At 55.1% G+C, this 20,037-nt stretch carries 16 protein-coding genes; all 16 read left to right on the forward strand.

From position 1 onward, the window contains the following. The first annotated feature begins 49 nt into the window (after positions 1–49). Entirely contained in the window at positions 50–2,404 is a 2,355-nt protein-coding gene (locus tag KO216_RS03215) for a polyribonucleotide nucleotidyltransferase (RefSeq protein WP_374047510.1), read from the forward strand. Between the two features lie 73 nt (positions 2,405–2,477). Next, the gene (locus KO216_RS03220; RefSeq protein WP_215522885.1) at positions 2,478–2,924 is read left to right on the forward strand and encodes a hypothetical protein; all 447 of its coding nucleotides are present in this window, start codon (positions 2,478–2,480) and stop codon (positions 2,922–2,924) included. 34 nt (positions 2,925–2,958) lie between these two features. Beyond that, positions 2,959–4,278 (forward strand): M16 family metallopeptidase, encoded by a 1,320-nt coding sequence (locus KO216_RS03225; RefSeq protein WP_215522886.1) that lies wholly within the window; start codon positions 2,959–2,961, stop codon positions 4,276–4,278. A gap of 9 nt (positions 4,279–4,287) precedes the next feature. Beyond that, positions 4,288–4,764 (forward strand): hypothetical protein, encoded by a 477-nt coding sequence (locus tag KO216_RS03230; RefSeq protein ID WP_215522887.1) that lies wholly within the window; start codon positions 4,288–4,290, stop codon positions 4,762–4,764. Further along, on the forward strand, positions 4,765–5,520 hold the full coding sequence (gene dapB / locus KO216_RS03235) for a 4-hydroxy-tetrahydrodipicolinate reductase (protein ID WP_215522888.1): 756 nt from the start codon (positions 4,765–4,767) through the stop codon (positions 5,518–5,520). It abuts the gene before it with no gap. 1 nt (position 5,521) lies between these two features. Further along, the gene (locus KO216_RS03240; protein ID WP_215522889.1) at positions 5,522–6,094 is read left to right on the forward strand and encodes a GNAT family N-acetyltransferase; all 573 of its coding nucleotides are present in this window, start codon (positions 5,522–5,524) and stop codon (positions 6,092–6,094) included. 63 nt (positions 6,095–6,157) lie between these two features. Beyond that, complete coding sequence (gene dapA, locus KO216_RS03245; protein ID WP_215522890.1) at positions 6,158–7,060, forward strand: 4-hydroxy-tetrahydrodipicolinate synthase; 903 nt, start codon at positions 6,158–6,160, stop codon at positions 7,058–7,060. A gap of 160 nt (positions 7,061–7,220) precedes the next feature. After that, a complete protein-coding gene (locus KO216_RS03250) occupies positions 7,221–8,912 on the forward strand; it encodes a ribonuclease J (RefSeq protein ID WP_215522891.1) in 1,692 nt (563 codons plus the stop codon). Next, positions 8,913–12,248 (forward strand): bifunctional lysylphosphatidylglycerol synthetase/lysine--tRNA ligase LysX, encoded by a 3,336-nt coding sequence (lysX, locus tag KO216_RS03255; RefSeq protein ID WP_215522892.1) that lies wholly within the window; start codon positions 8,913–8,915, stop codon positions 12,246–12,248. Positions 12,249–12,270: 22 nt separating this feature from the next. Further along, the gene (locus tag KO216_RS03260) at positions 12,271–13,209 is read left to right on the forward strand and encodes a PfkB family carbohydrate kinase (protein WP_215522893.1); all 939 of its coding nucleotides are present in this window, start codon (positions 12,271–12,273) and stop codon (positions 13,207–13,209) included. Between the two features lie 101 nt (positions 13,210–13,310). Continuing rightward, on the forward strand, positions 13,311–15,815 hold the full coding sequence (locus KO216_RS03265) for an FtsK/SpoIIIE family DNA translocase (protein WP_251451777.1): 2,505 nt from the start codon (positions 13,311–13,313) through the stop codon (positions 15,813–15,815). 50 nt (positions 15,816–15,865) lie between these two features. After that, entirely contained in the window at positions 15,866–17,287 is a 1,422-nt protein-coding gene (gene pgsA, locus KO216_RS03270; protein ID WP_215522894.1) for a CDP-diacylglycerol--glycerol-3-phosphate 3-phosphatidyltransferase, read from the forward strand. Positions 17,288–17,458: 171 nt separating this feature from the next. After that, positions 17,459–17,779: a helix-turn-helix domain-containing protein gene (locus KO216_RS03275; RefSeq protein ID WP_215522895.1), complete on the forward strand. Its 321-nt coding sequence runs from the start codon at positions 17,459–17,461 to the stop codon at positions 17,777–17,779. Positions 17,780–17,783: 4 nt separating this feature from the next. Then, on the forward strand, positions 17,784–18,065 hold the full coding sequence (locus tag KO216_RS03280; RefSeq protein ID WP_215522896.1) for a DUF3046 domain-containing protein: 282 nt from the start codon (positions 17,784–17,786) through the stop codon (positions 18,063–18,065). Positions 18,066–18,347: 282 nt separating this feature from the next. Then, entirely contained in the window at positions 18,348–19,421 is a 1,074-nt protein-coding gene (recA, locus tag KO216_RS03285; RefSeq protein WP_215522897.1) for a recombinase RecA, read from the forward strand. 16 nt (positions 19,422–19,437) lie between these two features. After that, a complete protein-coding gene (locus KO216_RS03290) occupies positions 19,438–20,022 on the forward strand; it encodes a regulatory protein RecX (RefSeq protein ID WP_215522898.1) in 585 nt (194 codons plus the stop codon). The last annotated feature ends 15 nt before the right edge of the window (positions 20,023–20,037 follow it).

The following is a 20,037-nucleotide window of genomic DNA, read 5'->3' on the forward strand; positions in this document are numbered from 1 at the left end:
GGGCATAGGCCCTAGAAGATGGAATACAAGGAGTAAATAAAAGAAAATGATGGACGATCCAGAAGTGATTGCCTCCGAGGCAATCATCGATAACGGTCGTTTCGGACAGCGCACGGTGCGCTTCGAAACTGGCCTACTCGCCCAACAGGCTGCCGGCAGTGCGCTGGCTTACCTGGATGATCAAACCACGGTTTTATCTGCCACTACGGTAGGTAAAAGCCCGCGCGACCAGTTTGATTTCTTCCCGCTGACTGTTGATGTGGAAGAACGTCAATACGCGGCCGGACGTATCCCCGGAAACTTCTTCCGGCGTGAAGGCCGTCCCGGCACCGAAGCGATTCTCGCTGCTCGCCAAATTGACCGTCCGCTGCGCCCCTCGTTCGTAAAAGGGCTGCGCAACGAAGTACAGGTAGTGGAAACTATCCTGACCGTACACCCGGACGACGCCTACGATGTGCTGGCCATTAACGCCGCCAGCATGTCCACCCAGATTTCCGGTCTGCCCTTCTCTGGGCCGATCGGCGGTACCCGCATCTCCCTAATCGATGGACAGTGGGTAGCTTTCCCGCGGTTCAGCGAAATGGAACGCGCCACCTTCAACATGGTGGTTGCCGGACGGGTTATTCAGACCGCTGACGGCGGCGAAGACGTCGCCATTATGATGGTCGAGGCCGGTGGCGGCGAAGGTACCTGGGATCTTATCCAGCAGGGACAGACCGCGCCTACCGAAGATGTAGTAGCTGAAGGCCTGGAGGCCGCCAAGCCCTTCATCAAAGAACTGTGCCGCGCACAGGCGCAGGTAGCAGCCAAGTGTCAGAAGGAAACCCTAGAGTTCCCGCTGTTCAAAGACTTCGAGGACGAACACTGGGATGCCGTGGCCGAAAACTGCCGTGAACAGCTCGACCAGGCTGTACAGATTGCTGAAAAACTCGAGCGGCAAGACCGGGTTGATGAAATCAAAGACAAAATGCTCGCCGATCTGGAAGAGCGTTTCCCCGAAGGCGAGAAAGAGCTAAAAGCTGCTTTCCGCGCCCTCGAAAAAGAGCTAATCCGTACCCGCACCCTGAACGAGGGTGTACGTATGGACGGACGCCAGCCGAACCAGATTCGCTCGCTATATGCGCGCGCCGGAGTGCTGCCCCGCCTGCATGGATCCGCGATTTTCCGTCGCGGCGAAACCCAGGTGCTGGGGGTAACCACCCTGAATATGCTGCGCATGGAGCAGCAGCTGGACAACCTGGGGCCGGAGACTCGCAAACGCTATATGCACCAGTACAACTTCCCGCCCTATTGCACCGGTGAAACCGGGCGCGTAGGCAGCCCCAAGCGGCGGGAAATCGGGCATGGTCACCTCGCAGAAATGGCGCTAGAGCCGGTACTTCCCTCCAAGGAAGAGTTCCCCTACGCTATCCGCCAGGTATCCGAAGTTATGGGTTCGAACGGATCCTCCTCAATGGGTTCAGCCTGTGCCTCCACGATTTCGCTGCTGAACGCGGGCGTGCCGCTGAAAGCGCCGGTCGCAGGGATTGCCATGGGGCTAATGAGCGAACCGAACGAGGACGGCACCACCAAGTACATGACCCTCACCGATATTTTGGGAGCCGAGGACGGCTTCGGGGATATGGACTTCAAGGTCACTGGTACTCGCGATTTCATTACCGCCCTACAGCTGGATACCAAACTAGACGGTATCCCCTCTGACGTGCTGAAAGGCGCGCTAGCGCAGGCGAAGGAAGCTCGCCTAGAGATCTTGAACCTGATCGAACAGGCGATTCCGGAACCGGACGAAATGAGCCCCTATGCGCCGCGCATCATCACCGTACAGGTGCCGGTAGACAAGATCGGTGAAGTCATCGGGCCCAAGGGCAAGATGATCAACCAGATCCAAGAGGACACCGGAGCCGAAGTTGTGATTGAAGACGATGGCACCGTTTATATTTCCTCCTCCGAGGCCGAATCTGCCGAGGCCGCCCGGGCAGCCGTCAATGCGATTGCTAACCCGCAAATGCCCGAGGTAGGGGAACGTTTCGTAGGAACGGTGGTTAAGACCACCTCCTTCGGGGCTTTCGTTTCTCTGACCCCCGGCAAGGACGGACTACTGCACATTTCGCAGATCCGCCGCCTGGTAGGGGGCAAGCGCATCAACCAGGTTGAAGACGTGCTAAACGTTGGCGACCAGGTGCAGGTAGAGATCGAGGAGATCGACGAGCGCGGCAAACTTTCGCTAGGCGCAGTCCTCAGCGAAGAGCAAGAAGCCGAACTAGCCGAAAATGAGGCTAAGCAGGAATCTCGCCGCTCCGAGGACGGAGATCGTCCTCGTCGCTCGCGGAATCGTACCCGTCGTCACCGCAACAATCGTCGCGACGACCGTCGCGACGAGCAAGCAGATAATGACGGCGAATAATCGCTAAGAACAGTTGGCGAGGGCGAGAATATCTCGCCCTCGCCTGCTTTTATAATCTAGAAAGTCATTAATAATGCGTAGATTCTTAGACCTGGTAGTCGCCGGGGTGGGACTGTTTCTTTGTCTGTTTTCTGCCCTTGCCTTAGTGGCAGTTTCTGCCCATAGCGAGGCGGGACTGTTGCAGATATTAACCGTATTCCTGGCGTTAATCTTCGCTGCGGTAGCCTGCGCGTTTCTACTGGTGTTTGCAGGTCTGCGCCTAGTCTTTAAACTTGCTCCCCGCCGCTTTTGGGGGAGGGCGCTGCTAGTGGCGCTAATAGTCACCCTAGTCATCTTGATTTATGCGTTTGCTAGCGGGAGTTCCCAAGCACAGCTACTGACCTTGGCGCTGGGGATTTTTAGCGCTCTTACCCTGCTGCAGTTTGTTTGTTCTTTCGCAATAATCCCTGCTAGCAGCCAGAAAACCACGAAAGCTAAAGCCAGTGCCGCTCGGAGCCATAAAGAAAAACCGGGACGCTAAAGCGAATAGACTCCAAACATATTTAGGGGACAAATTGCCTGAAAAAAATTATTATGAACTGCCGCTGTCAGCTAAAGCGCCGCGCCTGCGCATTAACGAAGGTGAAACCCTGATTGAGCGTTCGGTACTTGCGGGCGGTATTCGCCTGATTACTCAACAGGTACCGGCTTCGCCCTCGGTAGTGCTGGGATTTTGGATACCGGCAGGTTCACGCGATGAAGGCCCCGACCATTTGGGATCCACCCACTACCTCGAGCATCTACTGTTTAAAGGGTCAGCTACTCGTGATGCCCGGGAAATTTCGCGCGCATTCGACGCGGTAGGCGGGGAACTAAACGCTGCCACTGCCAAAGAATCCACTCACTATTACTGCCGGGTGCTCTCCCGCGATTTGCCGATGGCGGTGGAAGTGCTTACCGAAATGTTGGCGCGCCCCACTTTGGCGCCCGCAGATTTCGAACTGGAACGGGCAGTTATCCTGGACGAACTGGCCATGTCACAAGATGATCCCCAGGACGTGTGTTATGAAAAATTCCTGGGGCAGCTTTACCCCACCTCTCCTTTGGGACTGCCGGTAGGTGGGACTGCGCAAACCGTGGCTGCCACCCCCTTAGAGGCGGTAAAAGCCCACCATCAGCGCTGGTACCAGCCCCAACATTTGACAGTGGCGGCGGCAGGCGACATTGAACATGATCGCTTGGCGCAGTTGATTTTAGCGGCGGCCGAGAAAAACGGATGGGAACTGCCCGAACAAACAGATCCCAAAATTCCCCAGCGTACCCGGCCGGAGCCAGGCGCTCACTCAAGCTGCACCGTAGAAAAAACCGTGGAACAGGGGCAAATAATTTTGGGAACCCGTTCCTTGCCTGCAAACGACCCGCAACGTGACGCCCTAAGTTTGCTGCTTACGGTACTTTCTGGGGGAATGTCCTCTCGACTTTTCCAAGAAATCCGGGAAAAACGGGGACTGGCCTACTCTACCTATGCCTTTGACTCCGCTTATAGCGATAGCGGAGCATTCGGCCTCTACGCCGGGTGCGCGCCTACAAATCTAGCGCAAGTAGGACAGTTGCTAGCGGCGGAACTAGAAAAACTCGCTGATAATCCCGTCGGTGAGCAAGAACTTTCTGAGGCTTTAGGCCAGCTCAGCGGGGGAGTGCTGCTGGGCATGGACGATAACCGCGCTCGGATGGCGCGCCTGGGACGCTCCGAAGTCAACGGAGGGCGCCTGCGCACTATTGAGCAGCTAAATAGGGCGCTTCGGGAAGTAACCGGAGCTGATATTGCTGTTTTGGCAGGGCAATTCCTCGGCTCACCACAGGTAAAAGTCGTGGTAAGTCCGGCGGTGGCATAAGCTGAACGGGTGAAACTAAAGAAACTTTTTCCGATTATTGCCGCCGCGGCGCTGTTGAGCGCTTGTTCGCCCTCCGCGCAGTCGCCCTCCACCCATGAGAAAAGCACCAATCCCAAGGTGACCAGTTCGGTATCTAAACCGGTGACTACCCCTGCCACTCCGGAAACCCCGACGGTGGCGTTCACCCCCAAAGATAACCTCAGCGAAACGCAGAACTCTTTCGTAAAACAGGTTATGGAAAAGAACCACTATGACCAACGCACTGCGGAACTGGTGCTAGGTCCGGTGCAGTCGCTGTGCGGTTTGCTAGATACCAAGCAGCCAGATTCTGCCGCCAATAAACAGACTTTGTCCGATATCTACACCAAGGTTGATTCTGCTGATCTGCGGCAAGAATGGTACAACAATCTGCAAATAGCGGGGCAAACGATTTGCCCCGATAAAGCGGAGATTATTAACGCCAATAAACCCGAGGGCGTGAACTAGATGGCAGCAAAAATCGCGGTTGCAGTAGTGGGTGCTACCGGGCGGATGGGGCAGACTACCTGTGAAGCCATTGAGGACTCCGATGACCTGCAGTTAGTGGCGCGCTTGGGCAGTAAAGACCAGATCACTGCCGAAAGTTTGGCGGGAGCCGAGGTGGCAGTGGAGTTCACCGTCCCCAGCGCCAGCTTTGCTAATACCGCGGCGATTTTGCGCGCCGGAGCCCATGCGGTGGTCGGTACTTCCGGGTGGGACGAGGATGCACAGGTAAAAATCCTGGAAGTGGCGCGCGAAACTGGACGTAACGTGCTGATTGCCCCTAACTTTGCGCTCTCAGCGGTGTTAGTGATGGCGTTTTCTCGACTGGCAGCACCGTTCTTTGCCTCTAATGAAATCGTGGAAACCCATCATCCTGAGAAATTGGATGCTCCCAGTGGAACCGCCCTGGCAACCGCGCAAGAAATGGCGGCGGCGCGGCAAAAAGCGGGTGTGCCTACAGCTCCCGATGCTACTACCACCGACCCGGAGGGTGCGCGGGGTATGAAAGTTGGTGACGTGGGGATTCATTCTCTGCGGGTATTGGGCGCCAATGCCCACCAGGAAGTAATCTTGGGTAATCCCGGCGAGCAGCTGCGGCTGCGCACCGACTGTTTTGATCGTTACTCCTTTATGCCGGGAGTGCTGCTGGCTGTCCGCAAAGTCGGCTCCGCCCAGCCGCTGACAGTCGGGCTGGATAAAGTCATGGAGTTAGGGATCTAAAGTGACGCTGTCACCTGCCGCTCAAGACGCAGTGCGTTTGGCGAAAAGTGAAGATATGCCAGCGTGGGGGCAAATCCAGGCACAAGCCATGCACGCGGATCTGCAATCTCATCTAGGACAGGTCGGCCCACAAACCCTAGCGCTGATTGATCCCGGTGAAATCGCTAGAGCCTGGCAGCAGGCGCTGGAAAACCCGCCCTCCCCAAAACATCACCTGTTATCGGCAGTATCCGGAACTCAGGTAGTGGGGCTGGCAGCGTTGGCGCCTGCCCCCAAAATGCTGTTTAAACCGAAGCAGTCGCCCCTGGCTGACAAGAATGCCGATGCCGAAATCGTGGCTTTAGAGGTCGCCGATTGGGAAAACAATCTGGCAGATGCCTCCCGCCTAGTAAATGCGGTTGCCGATATGCTGCGCCTATCCGGGGCTAGCCGAGTACAGATTTGGTTAGCGGCCGAGGCAGCCGAAAAGATCCGTTTCTTTTCCGAATGTGGATTCGCGCCTGCGGGGCTGCGTCAAGGTTTACAAGTAGGACACGAATCTATGGTGCAGCACCTGTGGTTCACTGATCTTTAACCCTTTCCGCCCGTTTCCTGGACGGAAGCATAATCGCCAAGTGGGGGCAGGTAGAGTAGAACCATGAGTAATGCAGAGCACACTTTTCGGTTAGCAGGTCAGGTCGGGGTAGCGATGGCTACCCCTTTTCACCCAGATGGCAGCGTAGACTATGATGCCGCCGGAAACCTGGCAAAACACCTGGTAGACCAGGGTGTTAATAACCTGGTGCTGTCTGGTACTACCGGAGAATCACCCACCACCCACCTAGATGAAAAAGAGCAACTGATTAAGGTTGCCCGGCAGGCAGTGGGGGACGATGTTTTCATTACCGCCGGTGCCGGCTCTAATGACACCGAACATTCGGTGCGGATGGCGCGTAGTGCCCAGGAGGCGGGGGCAGATGGAATCTTGCTGGTCAGCCCCTACTATTCGCGTCCCTCCCAAGAAGGTCTCTATCAACATTTCGCGAAAGTGGCCTCCCAGGTTGAGCTACCGGTAACCCTTTACGATATTCCCGGACGCACCGGGGTGGCTATCAGTGATGACCTGCTGAAACGTATAGCTGAAATCGAAAACATCGTGGCGGTCAAAGACGCCACCGGCAAAGTAGAAGTAGGCGCCCGTCGCATGAATGAAACCGGGCTGGCTTATTACTCCGGTGATGACGGCCTCAACTATTCCTGGCTCACCCATGGCGCGGTGGGGGTAATCAGCGTGGTTGGTCACGTAGCCGCCCCCAGCTACCAAAAAATGGTGCAGCTGGTAGAAAACGGCGACTACCAGGGAGCATTACAGCTTTCCCTAGAACTAGAACCCCTGGTGAAAGCGCTAATGGGAGGGGGACAAGGGGCAGTCATGGTCAAGCACGCCCTCGCCCTGCAAAAAGTGATCCCCTCCGACACCCTGCGCCTGCCGCTCGCTCCGGCCAGCGAAGAGGAAATCGCGCAGCTACGTGCCACCCTGGACCGCTTCGGTCTGCTTTAAAGTTTTTTGGGACGCCCTCCTCACCACCCTTAGCGCATAGGACGTTCGGTAGAGCTTACCCTTAGGGCTTCTTCCCGGCTACCTGCCACCAAAGGACTATTCCAGTCCTAGTGCGCGCGCAAGTTTGCCATAGGGGCGCAAAGCCGGAACAATTAGAAACGTGAATCCGCTTTATCCTGAACTTCCTTTACCGCCGAAGCTGAAAGCTGGCACCATCCGCGTTGTTCCCCTGGGAGGTCTGGGGGAAGTCGGACGGAATATGACCGTAATCGAGCTGAATGGCAAAATCCTGATTGTCGACTGCGGGGTGCTTTTCCCGGAAGAAATCCAACCCGGAGTTGACCTGATCCTGCCGGACTTTTCCTATCTAAAAGGACGCATGGATGACGTAGTCGCGCTGGTGCTCACCCACGGTCACGAAGACCATATCGGGGCGGTGCCCTACCTGCTGCGTCTGCGCGAAGACATCCCCATCTACGGATCTAAACTGACCCTAGATTTCCTGCGCCCCAAACTGGAAGAACATCGCCTAAGTGCGGCTCATCTGCATCAAGTCAGCGAGGGTGAGCGTATAGAACTAGATATTTTCGCTTGCGAATTCTTGGCAGTCACCCACTCGATTCCCGATGCCTTGGCGGTCATGATCCGCACCAAAGCCGGAAACCTGCTGGTCACCGGGGACTACAAAATGGATCAGCTGCCTCTAGATAAAAGAATCACCGACCTGCGCGGTTTTGCGCGCATGGGTGAAGAAGGCGTGGATTTATTCTTAGTGGACTCCACTAACGCGGAAGTTCCCGGCTTTATCGCACCCGAACGCAAAATCGGTCCGGTCATCCGCCAGGTGCTATCCGAATCTACCGGGCAAGTAATCGTGGCCTCCTTCGCTTCCCATGTGCACCGAGTGCAACAGGTGCTAGATGCTGCTCGCGCAGTAGGGCGCAAAGTGTGTCTATCGGGGCGTTCTATGGAACGCAATATGAACATCGCCGCCCAAGCCGGATACCTGGATTTGGATCCCGAAGTAGTAGTGGGCATCGATGAAATGAAACAGCTGCCCCCTAAGAAGCGGGTGTGGATGGTAACCGGTTCCCAAGGCGAACCCATGGCGGCGCTCTCGCGGATTGCCCAAGGTGAGCACCGGTTTGTGACCTTGGAACCAGACGACACAGTGCTGTTGGCTTCTTCCCTGATTCCCGGGAATGAAAACTCGGTTTACCGGGTGATTAACGCGCTGATGCGCCAAGGGGCAAATGTTGTACATAAAGGTAACCGCGCAGTACATGTTTCCGGGCATGCCGCCGAAGGGGAACTGCTCTATACCTACAACATTGTGCAACCCAAGAACGTGATGCCGATTCACGGAGAAATCCGGCACCTAATCGCGAACGGACGGATTGCGCAAGCCACCGGGGTGCCAGAAGAAAACGTGGCTCTGGCCGAGGACGGGGTAGTAGTCGACCTCAAAGACGGGAAAGCCCAGGTAGTCGGGCAAGTCGATTGTGAATACGTATATGTAGATGGCGGATCCATCGGGGAGATTGATGAAGATCAGCTAAAAGATCGGATGACTTTGGGAGAGGAAGGCTTCGTTTCCGTATTTGCGGCCGTGGATCTGCCCACCAAGATTATTGCGGCCGGTCCCCATATCACTGCTCGGGGAATGGCTGAGGACGAGGGGGTATTCCGCGAGGTGCTCCCGGACGTGACCGAGGCGCTGCAACGAGCATTAAATCAGGGCGATAGCGATCCCTATCGTCTGCAACAGGCCATGCGCCGCGCGCTGGGGCGTTGGGTGGCGCGCCGACTGCGCCGCCGCCCCATGATTGTGCCCGTAGTGGTGGAGATCTAAATGGTATTAGCTAGCAAAGAAAAACTGAATAGTTCGTGGCGTCAGCGAGTTCCCGCCTGGATAGGTTGGGTCTATACCATTGCGGCTCTGTTCTGCCTAGTAATGATTCCTCTACGCTATACCGCAGGTAGTGGCTTCGGGCAATTTTCGTTTCTGGTACTAACTACTCTCGGGGTGCCATCCACCGCCACGTTAAGCACTGCGGTGCTATTGGCTTTCTTGGGTCTGCTCTGTTTTTCTCGCAAGCGAATCGGAGTTATCGTCCTCATCGCGCTGCATGCCCTGCACGCCTTGCTGTATCTAGTCGCTCTCATATTTTCTTTTTCCGACCCGGATTCTGGCCCGACAGACCAGATAATCTTCGGGTTGCATGTGGTGATAGGCGCGCTGATTCTAGCTATCTTATTCGCATCAGCGCGCAGTTTCTGGGGAAAAATCAACTTCCAATCCGCCTGGAAAGCCATTGTTATTTTGTTAAGCGGACAACTGCTGGTGTTCGGGATTGGGTTCGCCGTAGCTCGGATTATCGCCCCCAGGAGCTGGGTAAATAGCCCGCTGGCGCTATGGGTTTACGGGCGCATGTCCGGGGTGCCTTTACATCGCGGCCTCAATATCCACTTCGCCTTTGCCCATCAGGGAGATTTCCGCGTCCTCGGTTTCTTCATCATGATGCTTTCTGGCCTGGTGATGCTGGTTGCGGCCAATCGTTTCATCCTGGGGCAACGGGCAAAAGCCCGCACGCGCAGCGAAGATCTGGCTCTCCGCGCCCTGCTAGTAAAATGGGGTAAAGATGATTCTTTAAGTTACTACGCGACCCGCGATAACCGGGCGGTGGTTTTCAGTGACGATGGTGAGGCAGCAGTTTCCTACGGGGTGGCGTTGGGGGTGGCGCTGGCTGCCGGAGATCCTATTGGAGATCCCTCCGAATGGGATAACGCGGTTAAACGCTGGAAAGAATACTGTTATCGCCAAGGTTGGGTGCCCGCAGTAATCTCGGTCAGCGCCCAAGGCGCACGCGTCTATCGCCGCCAAGGTCTAAAGGTTCGCAAAATGGGGGATGAAGCCATCATCAGTCCCGACCGTTTTGAACGAAACTCCAGTGCCGGACGCGCCCTTGCCGCCGCACAAAGAAGAGTGGCGCGTGCAGGAGTTGAAATCGAGATTAGGCGACAAAAAGAGCTTTCTCCCGCCGAATTACGCGAAGTAGCCATGAGCGCGGAGCTGTTCCGCCGGGGCGATGAGCGCGGTTTTTCCATGAGCCTAGATAGAATGTTTGCACCCCAAGAGGGCGAACAACTAATCGTGACTGCCCGCGGCAAAGATGGAAATTTGCAATGCCTGCTTACTTTCGTTCCCTGGGGGCAGCGGGCGGTATCACTCAACTTGATGCGCCGGGCAGAAAATGCCGTTAACGGGGTAGTAGAAGCCATGGTTTTAACCCTGCTGCAACAGGGTTCGGAACAAGGCATCGAACGTTTTTCCTTGAACTTCGCCATGTTTAGGGAAGTTTTTGTGGAGGGCGAGGCAGTAGACGCTACCATTAACCGCCGGCTCAAGCGGGCAATCTTTGTGAAAGCCTCGCGGGTATGGCAGCTAGAGTCCCTCTATGAATCCAATGCCCGCTACAACCCTAAATGGTTGCCGCGTTACTTCTGTTTCCTCTCCGATCCCATGGTGCCTTTAGTGTTGATAGCGGCGGGAATGCTGGAGGGATTCGTGCCGGCTCCCGCTGCCGCCTTGCAGGGGGAACCCTTCGATTGGGAAGTAAATAGTAAGTATCTGGCCGAGTTGGAAGCACTGCGCAGCGAATATACGGCCGCCAAGTTACAGGTGAAGCTGAGCGAACAGCAGCGCTCCCGGCGCGTCAAAGCTGAAAAACTTAGTGCGGCAGGAATAGAGCCCTTCCCGGCAGGTTTTGATTTAGGGATCCCCTTACAACAGGCAAAAACCCAGGTAGATACGGCTCAGGCGGGGGGAGAGCGCAAAGAGATTCGCACATTCGGAAGGATTGTGGCCCGGCGAAATCACGGAGGCGTGGTTTTTTGGGATTTGTACTCCCAAGGCAGCTACCTGCAGGTGGTGCTAGAAAAACAGCATCTTAGCCCGCAGCAATTTGCAGCTTTACGCCTGCTTGACCTGGGAGATTTGCTAGTAGTTAGCGGCAATACTGGAGCTTCCCGCAACGGCACCCCCTCTTTAATTGCCCAAAGTTGGACGCTGGCCGCCAAAGCGCTGCGCCCTATGCCGCACCCTGCTGCCCGCCTGGACAGTGCTACTCGCACCCGCGAACGCACTATGACTTTGCTGAATGATGCTACCGATTTGCGCCGCCTGCAGGCGCGTTCCCGGGCATTGAGTACGGTACGTAAAGAACTGATTGACCGGGGATTCCTCGAGGTAGAAACCCCTATGTTGCAGGCAGTGCAGGGAGGAGCCAATGCTCGCCCCTTCATCACTCATTCCAATGCCTACCAGGTGAACATGTTCTTGCGGATTGCCCCGGAACTGTATCTAAAACGGCTGGCAATAGCGGGTATGGGCGCGATTTTCGAGATGGGACGCTCTTTCCGTAATGAGGGCGCAGACGCCACTCACAACCCCGAATTCACCTCCCTGGAGGTCTATAAAGCTGGCTCTGACTATCGGGAAATGATGACCCTAACGCGCGAGCTTTACCAGGCCGCAGCCCGAGCAATCCACGGTAAAGAAATCGCTTTGCGTCCGGTAAACGCGGAAGGCGCCGCAGCTAGCAGTAATGACCCGGAATTAGTGGAGGTGGATATCTCCGGTGAGTGGCGGGTGATCTCGGTTTTCGAGGCAGTGTCCCAGGCAGTAGGCACCTCGGTTACCCCCGACACCGATGAGGAAACTTTGCGGGCATTATGCGCCCAGCACCACCTCACCCCGCCTCCCGGTGCCACCAGCGGGACTCTAATCGGCAGTCTCTACGACGAGTTAGTAGAGGCGCGCACGGTAGAACCTACTTTCTACTGCGATTTTCCGGTAGATTCTTCTCCGCTTACTCGCCGGCACCGCAAAGACCCCCGCCTAGCTGAACGCTGGGATTTGGTGGCTTTCGGGATGGAACTGGGAACTGCCTATTCCGAACTGACCGACCCTCGTGACCAGCGGGAACGCTTTACTCAGCAGTCCTTAGCGGCGGCCGCAGGTGACCCGGAAGCGATGAGCCTGGATGAAGACTTCTTGAACTGCTTGGAACTAGGAATGGCGCCCCTGGGCGGATTGGGACTAGGAATGGATCGCATGGCAATGATGCTGATGGGATGCGATATCCGCCAGGTGCTAGCGTTCCCGTTCGTTAAACCGCGAAATTAATAAATGGTTTAAGGTGGAACAGATGGCAGCAGAAAATAACAAGTTAGTTTCGGTAGCAGCGGTGGTGCTGACCCTGCCCTTAACCATGGCGCAGCTACCCGAGCGGGGCACCACCGTCTTGGGTACCGCGCAGCGTCCAGGAGTAGGGGAGGCCGCCGAAGTAATGCTGGCTGCTGCCCGCCAGGGAGTGTCGGTAGTTAATATGTCCTGCCTGGGGACTGGCCCCAACTCCACCCAGGCGCGAAAAGTGCTCAGAGAAGCAAATATCAGAACCGAAACGGTAGAAGTAGTCGGCGATATCGGGATGAAAATCCAGATGATTGAAGCCGCTGGCTACTATGCATCGGTGCTTACTGCCGGGGTAGAAGTGGATATTTCCAGTCGGGAACTCAGCAAGGTTGCCATGAACCCCGGGGACGTGGTTTATATTTCAGCGGGGGATCTGGCACACGCCTCCTATCGCACGGCGCTGGCCAATTGGTTTCCCACTTTGCCCGAGCAGGTAAAGGTAGTTATGGCAGCAACTCCCCAGATTTCACAAATCGAACCGCGCCACGTTTCCGAGGTTTTGCCCCATGTGGATGTGCTGACTTGCAATGAACACGAGGCTCGCTTCCTACCAGGATCAGTTGGCTACCTTAGCTGCGGGTATGTGGCGGAAAAACTACCTGAATCTGCCTGGGTAGTAGAGAGAATCGGATCGTACGGTGCCAAGTTAATTGATGCTCAGCGGGAAACCATGGTTCCCTCTATCAGTGTGAAAGTCGCTGACACTTTAGGGGTGGGTTCTGCCCATACCGGGGTGTTGTTGGCGGAACTGGTTAAAGGACAAGAACCCACCCAGGCACTTGCCAGAGCCAATGTGGCGGGGGCGTTGGCAGCCGGGAAAATCGGAAACGATACCTGTCCGACTATTGAAGAAATCGATCGGCGTATTAGCGAAGTTAACATTTATCGCTAGGTGAATCAGTTAAGAGCTAAACTGCGTTGAACAGCTATTTTAGGTGGTTACGGCGTGGCTGTCGGCCTCTTTTAACCCTGGAAAGGTAAAGTGCCAGTGTTATGGTAGCGAGAAAAAATAGCAAGAAACAGAACTCCGGCGCCCCGCTGAATGATAGTTCGCGGGTGCGCGATGGGGTAGCTTTCTTACTTATTGCCCTGGCCACTATGTCGGCGCTAACCGAATGGTTCTCTATGGACGCCCTCGCTACTCGCGCTTTGCATCACCTAGCGGCGGGACTACTGGGCATTTACAGTATTATTGCTCCTCTACTTTTAGTTTGGGCGGCGATTAGCCTATTTCGTAACCGGGATCCGGAAAACTCCCAGCTGCATATTTTACTGGGCGCAATCGGGATAGGAGCCGCGTTAACCGGAATCACCCATGTAGCCTGTTCTAGCCCGGCTATCAGCGATTTTATGACGATCGAAAAATCGGGCGGTATCTTGGGGTGGCTATTTGGGCACCCGCTGCAGATTCTAGTTTCCCCGGTAGGCGCGGTAATCCTGCTGCTATTGTTGGGACTATATTCTTTGCTGATTGCTACTAATACTTCTCTGGCCAGTGCTTTCGAGGCGGTGCGTGCCCTGAGCAAGCGAATTAAAGACAAGATTTCTACGGGTGAAGACGATTCCTCGAGCGAAGAGGACGCCGCCGGAACGGGCAGTGAAAGCCCGGAGGACGAGGCACCTCCCACCCGGCGGCTGAAGCGTTGGGAACGGATGGCGGCGGCTACAGAAAATCAAGACCAAGAAGAAACCGAGCCCGCTACCAGCGTTTTAACCCCGCAAGACGCGTCCTCGAAACCGAAAACAAATGGGCGAACCAGCCGCTTGAAACTGCCTGCTGACGCGGAAGAAACCGAGGTGTTAAGTCAGGGCAAACCCGCAGCTACCGGGAAAGATAATAAAGACCAGTCCAACGAGCAAACCGCACTGTTATTGCCGGGTGCCGGTAACAGCGGCATGAAACTGGCTGATGGACAAACCTATGAGCTTCCCGGGGAGGAACTGCTGGTCAAGGGGAAGCCTCATAAGGTACGTTCTCAAGCTAATGACCGGGTCGTATCTGCCCTTGAGGAAGTGTTCGCCGAGTTCGGGGTGGATGTGGAAGTTACCGGGTTCTCTCGCGGACCTACGGTTACCCGCTACGAGCTGGAACTGGGGCCAGGGGTAAAAGTAGAGAAAATTACTAACCTCAAAAACAATATTGCCTACGCGGTGGCCAGCGCGGATGTACGGATTTTATCTCCGATTCCCGGAAAGAGCGCCATCGGAATCGAGATTCCCAATACTGACCGGGAAATCGTGGCGCTCGGCGACGTGTTGCGCTCGGCGGCGGCACACCACTCCACCCATCCGTTAATGGTAGGGGTAGGCAAAGACGTAGAGGGTGGATATGTAGTTACCAACCTGGCGAAGACCCCGCACCTGTTAGTGGCGGGAGCAACCGGGTCTGGTAAATCGTCCTTCGTAAACGCCATGATTACTTCCCTGTTGATGCGAGCCACCCCCGAGCAGGTGCGCTTGATCCTAGTAGACCCCAAGCGGGTGGAACTCAGTATTTACCAGGGGATTCCTCATCTAATTACCCCGATTATTACCGATCCCAAGAAAGCGGCAGAAGCCCTGGAGTGGGCGGTTAAAGAAATGGATCACCGCTACAACGATATGGCCAACTTTGGGCATAAACATATCGATTCTTTCAATCAGGCCGTGCGGGAAGGGGCAGTAGTGCCCCCTCCGGGATCTGAAAGGGAAATCAACCCCTACCCCTACCTGTTAATCGTGGTGGACGAGTTGGCCGATATGATGATGGTCGCTCCCCGCGATGTAGAGGCTTCTATCCAGCGCATCACCCAGTTGGGGCGGGCAGCCGGAATTCACTTGGTAGTGGCTACCCAGCGCCCCTCAGTAGACGTGGTTACCGGCATTATTAAAGCCAATATTCCCTCTCGGCTGGCCTTCGCCACCTCTTCAATCACGGATTCGCGCACGATTTTGGATCAAGGTGGCGCCGAAGCCTTAATCGGTCAAGGTGACTCCCTCTATCTGCCGGCCGGAACCCCTAAACCGATGCGTATCCAAGGCGCCTGGGTGGGCGAGGACGAAATTCAACGGGTCGTGGACGCGGTGAAAGCGCAGGCCAGTCCGGAATATCGCGAGGATGTAATCGTTAAAGAAGAAGATAAGCCGAAAGTTGCTGAAGATATTGGCGACGACCTGGATGACCTGTTGGAGGCAGCACAACTGGTGATAAATACCCAGTTGGGTTCGACTTCCATGCTGCAGCGTAAACTGCGGGTGGGATTTGCCCGTGCCGGCAGGTTAATGGATCTGCTGGAATCTCGGGAAATCGTAGGGCCTTCTCAGGGTTCTAAAGCCCGAGAAGTGCTGGTATCGCCGGAAGAATTACCTAAAGTGTTGGCCATGTTGCGAGGAGAAACCCCGGCGGCACCGGCAGTGGATTCTTCTGTAGACGATGGCGCCGGGAGTGCAGAAGAACCTCCGTTAGAGGAAGTGGAAGCCGACAGTGATGAGGACGCCTGGGAGCTAACCGGACGCTAAGCACCTATAATCCGTTTTAAGAGCGCAGAAATCTATTAGGGTAGTAGTTGATGGAAAGCAAAGAGAAACCCGCAGCTTCTTCGGAAACTTGGCGGAAAAAAATCCCGAACCTGCTTACAGTGTTGCGCATTATCCTGGTGCCGGTATTTATCGCCTTGATGATCGCGCAGTTTCTGCAGGGGACAGTAACCTTACTGATTATTGCGCTAGTGGTATTTTGCGTGGCCGCCTATACCGATCATTTAGACGGCAAATTGGCTCGCCGCTGGGGGGTGGTCAGCGATTTCGGGAAACTGGTTGACCCGATTGCCGATAAAGCCCTGATGATTTCGGCTTTCGTTTTACTTTCTCTTTTTCAGAATCTGTGGTGGTGGTTTACCGCAGTAGTAATTTTGCGAGAGGTAGCGGTTACCCTGCTACGGATGTATCTGCTGCGTTCAGGAGTGGTATTACCTGCCTCTAAGGGCGGGAAAATCAAAACCAGTCTACAGATTTTAATGGTCTTCTTGTGGATGCTGGCCGGAATTTGCTACCCCTTCAATACTCAGGTGGGCGTAGTGGTTATGTATTTGGCGATAGCCGCCCTAATCGCCGCGTTTGTCGCCACGGTTCTTTCCGGAATGGTCTATTTCCTGGACGCCCATGACAACCATAAAGAGCAAGCGAAAACTGCCGACGATCAGGATAAGTCTGCAGAGGCAGACGAATCCGCAGCGGAGGAGGACTCCGAAGAAACGGACAAATCTGCTGAAGCAGACCTTGCTGCGGAAAAGGACGAGCAGGCTGCGGAAAAGCCCCTAAAGCGGCGGCGTAGAAGGAAAAACCGTGCCCACAAGCACGCCAAGATCGGTAAAGGCGCGGCAGAGCTCAAATCGAAGGAGAAAGCCGCGGCAGTGGACGCAGACGGGGAAACTGACTCTAGTGATGAGGGCGCAGAAGAAGACCAAGACCTGATCGATGACTTCGCAGGTTTTAAAAAGACCTGGATCCCTCGGAAGAAACCGGGTGAAGTCAAGCCCGAGACCGATAAAGCGGCGGAAGAAACCGCCACGGTAGAGCCGGTTTCAGTAGCAGAAAAATCTGCGGACGATAGCAAAAACGCCCCCAAAGTCACTAAGAGTGCTGAGAGTGCAGAAAAGACCTCGGTAACAGCGGGCGGGGAGCATAAAGCTAAGTTCCCCTCGCGCAGACAACGGCGCGAGCAGCAAAAAGTCCAGGAAAATAAGGACGCAGAAGCAGAGGGAGACTTAGCCGAGGAATCCTCGAAAAGTTCTATCCCGCAGGCAGTGGTAAATATCCCGGATCCAGCTGCCAGTGGCGCTGCAGCTAAGAATAGTGAAGACATCCTCGCAGATGAGAATAATCCGGAGGAAGAAGCCGATATCGAAAAAAGTCCCGAGCTGAAAGATAAGGCCGAGGGGTCCCGTTTTGCTTTTAGTCGCTCCGAGATGCGGCGACGGAAGAAAGAATAATAGGGTAGCCAAATAGGTCACTAGGGTGTGAACACCCGCACTTTTTTCGCTTAAGGGAATGAAAAAATGGGTAGCGGTGTTGAAATAAGCGTGAATGGAAGAGAGTATCGAAGGAAGAGCTCGGTGGGCAGTTCCAAGCCTGTGGGTGTCCAGCCAAGAGGGGGATATGCTATGGATATGACGGAAAAGAACGCAGGGAACAAGACTCCCTTGCTACGCGAAGAGATCGGACAAGTTTTGCGGATGGTGCGCCGATCCCAGGGGCGTACTTTGCGGGAAGTTTCTACCAGTGCCCAGGTGTCTTTGGGGTATCTATCCGAGGTTGAGCGGGGACAAAAAGAGGCATCTTCGGAACTGCTGTCTGCTATTTGTAAAGCCCTAGAGGTGCCGATGGCGATGGTACTGCGGGAAGTGTCTTTGCGGGTAGCTGTGGCCGAAGGTCTATCAGTGCGCCGCCAGGTTCCGGAAGTACCGGTACATTCGGTAGTTTAGCCAGGTGAAACGGTCTGAATTCAACAACGCCCTGAAAGCTGTCTTTGGGCAGGCTTTCGGGGCGTCACTACTTTCTGATCTTTATTTACCAGATTTGCATGCTACTCCGGTCGAAGCTTTAGCCCAGGGGAAAGATCCCCAGCAGGTTTGGGATTTATTGCTTGTGCAAACAGATAGTGATCCCGACTTGCGTTTCATTCACCGCGCTGACCGGCGCGCTTTAAATGAACTAATGCGAAAAGGGCTGCTCAGAGGGGATGCTGGCGAATTTAACTCCGGGAAGTAATTCGGGGATGCCGGGATTTTTGGGGAGGGCGCAAGCAGCTTAGCGCTTCGTTTATCTTCGTTTTGTTCTTTCCCGGTGTTTCATTTGTCGAACATCTGTTCGCTAGGTAGAGTTGTACCCAGACGCGCAGTAAACGATATTTCCCCAAGGGATTATCGCCAAACTGTAAAGCGTATTTGGCCATACGTAGCGTTAGCTTGGCTCCTCGGAGAGGGGAACCCCAAGCCAGAAAACCAGGCCAGCCTATTAACCGTTCGGAGAGAACCAGAGAGGATCGAAACCATGGCAAAGAAGACCGCAAAACGGCAGGTAAATGCAGGCGGAAATCGCGAGCAAGCTCTAGATATGGCGCTAGCGGCGATAGATAAACAGTTCGGAAAAGGCTCAGTGATGCGCCTGGGGGAAAACACCCATCGCCAGGTAGAGGTGATCTCTACTGGTTCAGTGGCGCTAGACATTGCCTTAGGGGTAGGTGGCTTGCCGCGCGGACGCATTGTAGAAATTTATGGCCCGGAATCCTCCGGTAAAACTACGGTGGCTTTGCATGCGGTAGCAGCGGCGCAAAAAGCCGGGGGGAATGCCGCTTTTATTGACGCCGAGCACGCCCTGGATCCCGAATATGCCAAGAAGCTCGGGGTAAACACCGATGAGCTGCTAGTTGCTCAGCCAGACACTGGGGAGCAAGCACTGGAAATCGCCGATATGCTGGTGCGTTCCGGGGGAATCGATATTTTAGTTATCGACTCGGTAGCAGCCCTAGTTCCCAAAGCGGAAATCGATGGGGAAATGGGGGACTCCCACGTGGGACTGCAGGCTCGGTTAATGAGCCAGGCGCTGCGGAAAATGACTGGGGCGCTTTCTGCCACCGGCACCACCGCAATTTTCATTAACCAGCTACGGGAAAAGATCGGAGTTTTCTTCGGATCCCCGGAGACCACCACCGGTGGTAAAGCGCTCAAGTTCTATGCCTCAGTCCGGATCGATGTGCGACGCATTGAAACCTTGAAAGACTCCTCGGGACCGATTGGTTCGCGTACCCGGGCGAAAGTGGTAAAGAACAAGATGGCTCCACCTTTCAAGACCGCCGAATTTGACTTGATGTATGGAGAGGGAATTTCTCGCGAAGCCTCCATAATTGACTTGGCTACCGATCTGGGGATTATCCGCAAGTCGGGCGCCTGGTACACCTACGAGGGTGACCAACTGGGGCAAGGTAAAGAAAACGTGCGGCAATATCTGAAAGATAATACGGAACTTGCCAATGAAATCGAAGAGAAAATCCTCAAAGCGGTGGGCATTATTCAAGAGGATGATGCTGAGGACGCCGGGGAATCAGCTGGAGATATCGCCAAGTAACCTGGGCTAAGTCAAGATGGTTAAATATCTCGATCCCGAAAGTGATTTTGGAGCCCCTCGCCGCCGGAAACCAAACCAGAATCTGGCGGCGAGGCGGCAAAAAAATGCGGAGCTTCCTCGCTCAGAAGCCCTCGAAGCGGCCAGGGAATCCGCATTGCGGGTGCTAGATCATACCGCTGCCTCTAGCGGGCAGATTCGCGAAAAACTCACCAAGGCGGGTTTCTTGCCGGAGATTACCGAAGAAATTGTCACTCGTTTTCTTGAAGTGGGGTTGCTAGATGACCGCGAATATGCGGCAATGCTGGTGCGTACCCGTTTTCGGGAACGGGGATTAGTGGGGCGAGCCCTCGTCCAAGAGCTAAATCGGAAAGGGATCGCCCCCAATCTGCAGCAAGAAGCATTAGCGCAGATTACCCCTGAGCAAGAGGTGGAAAGTGTCCAGATGTTGGCGGAAAAGAAAGCTCGTTCGCTGGGCAATGCTACCTATCCGCAGGCAATGCGGCGGATAGGTTCTTTCTTAGCGCGCAAAGGCTACTCGCCGGCTCAATGTCGCAGCGCAACCAATGCCGCCTTGGCCGATAGAGATTTTGAAACCGAATAGACAGCCGGCACTCGT

The sequence above is a fragment of the Varibaculum prostatecancerukia genome, from assembly GCF_943169825.2.
Classification (GTDB): domain Bacteria; phylum Actinomycetota; class Actinomycetes; order Actinomycetales; family Actinomycetaceae; genus Varibaculum; species Varibaculum prostatecancerukia.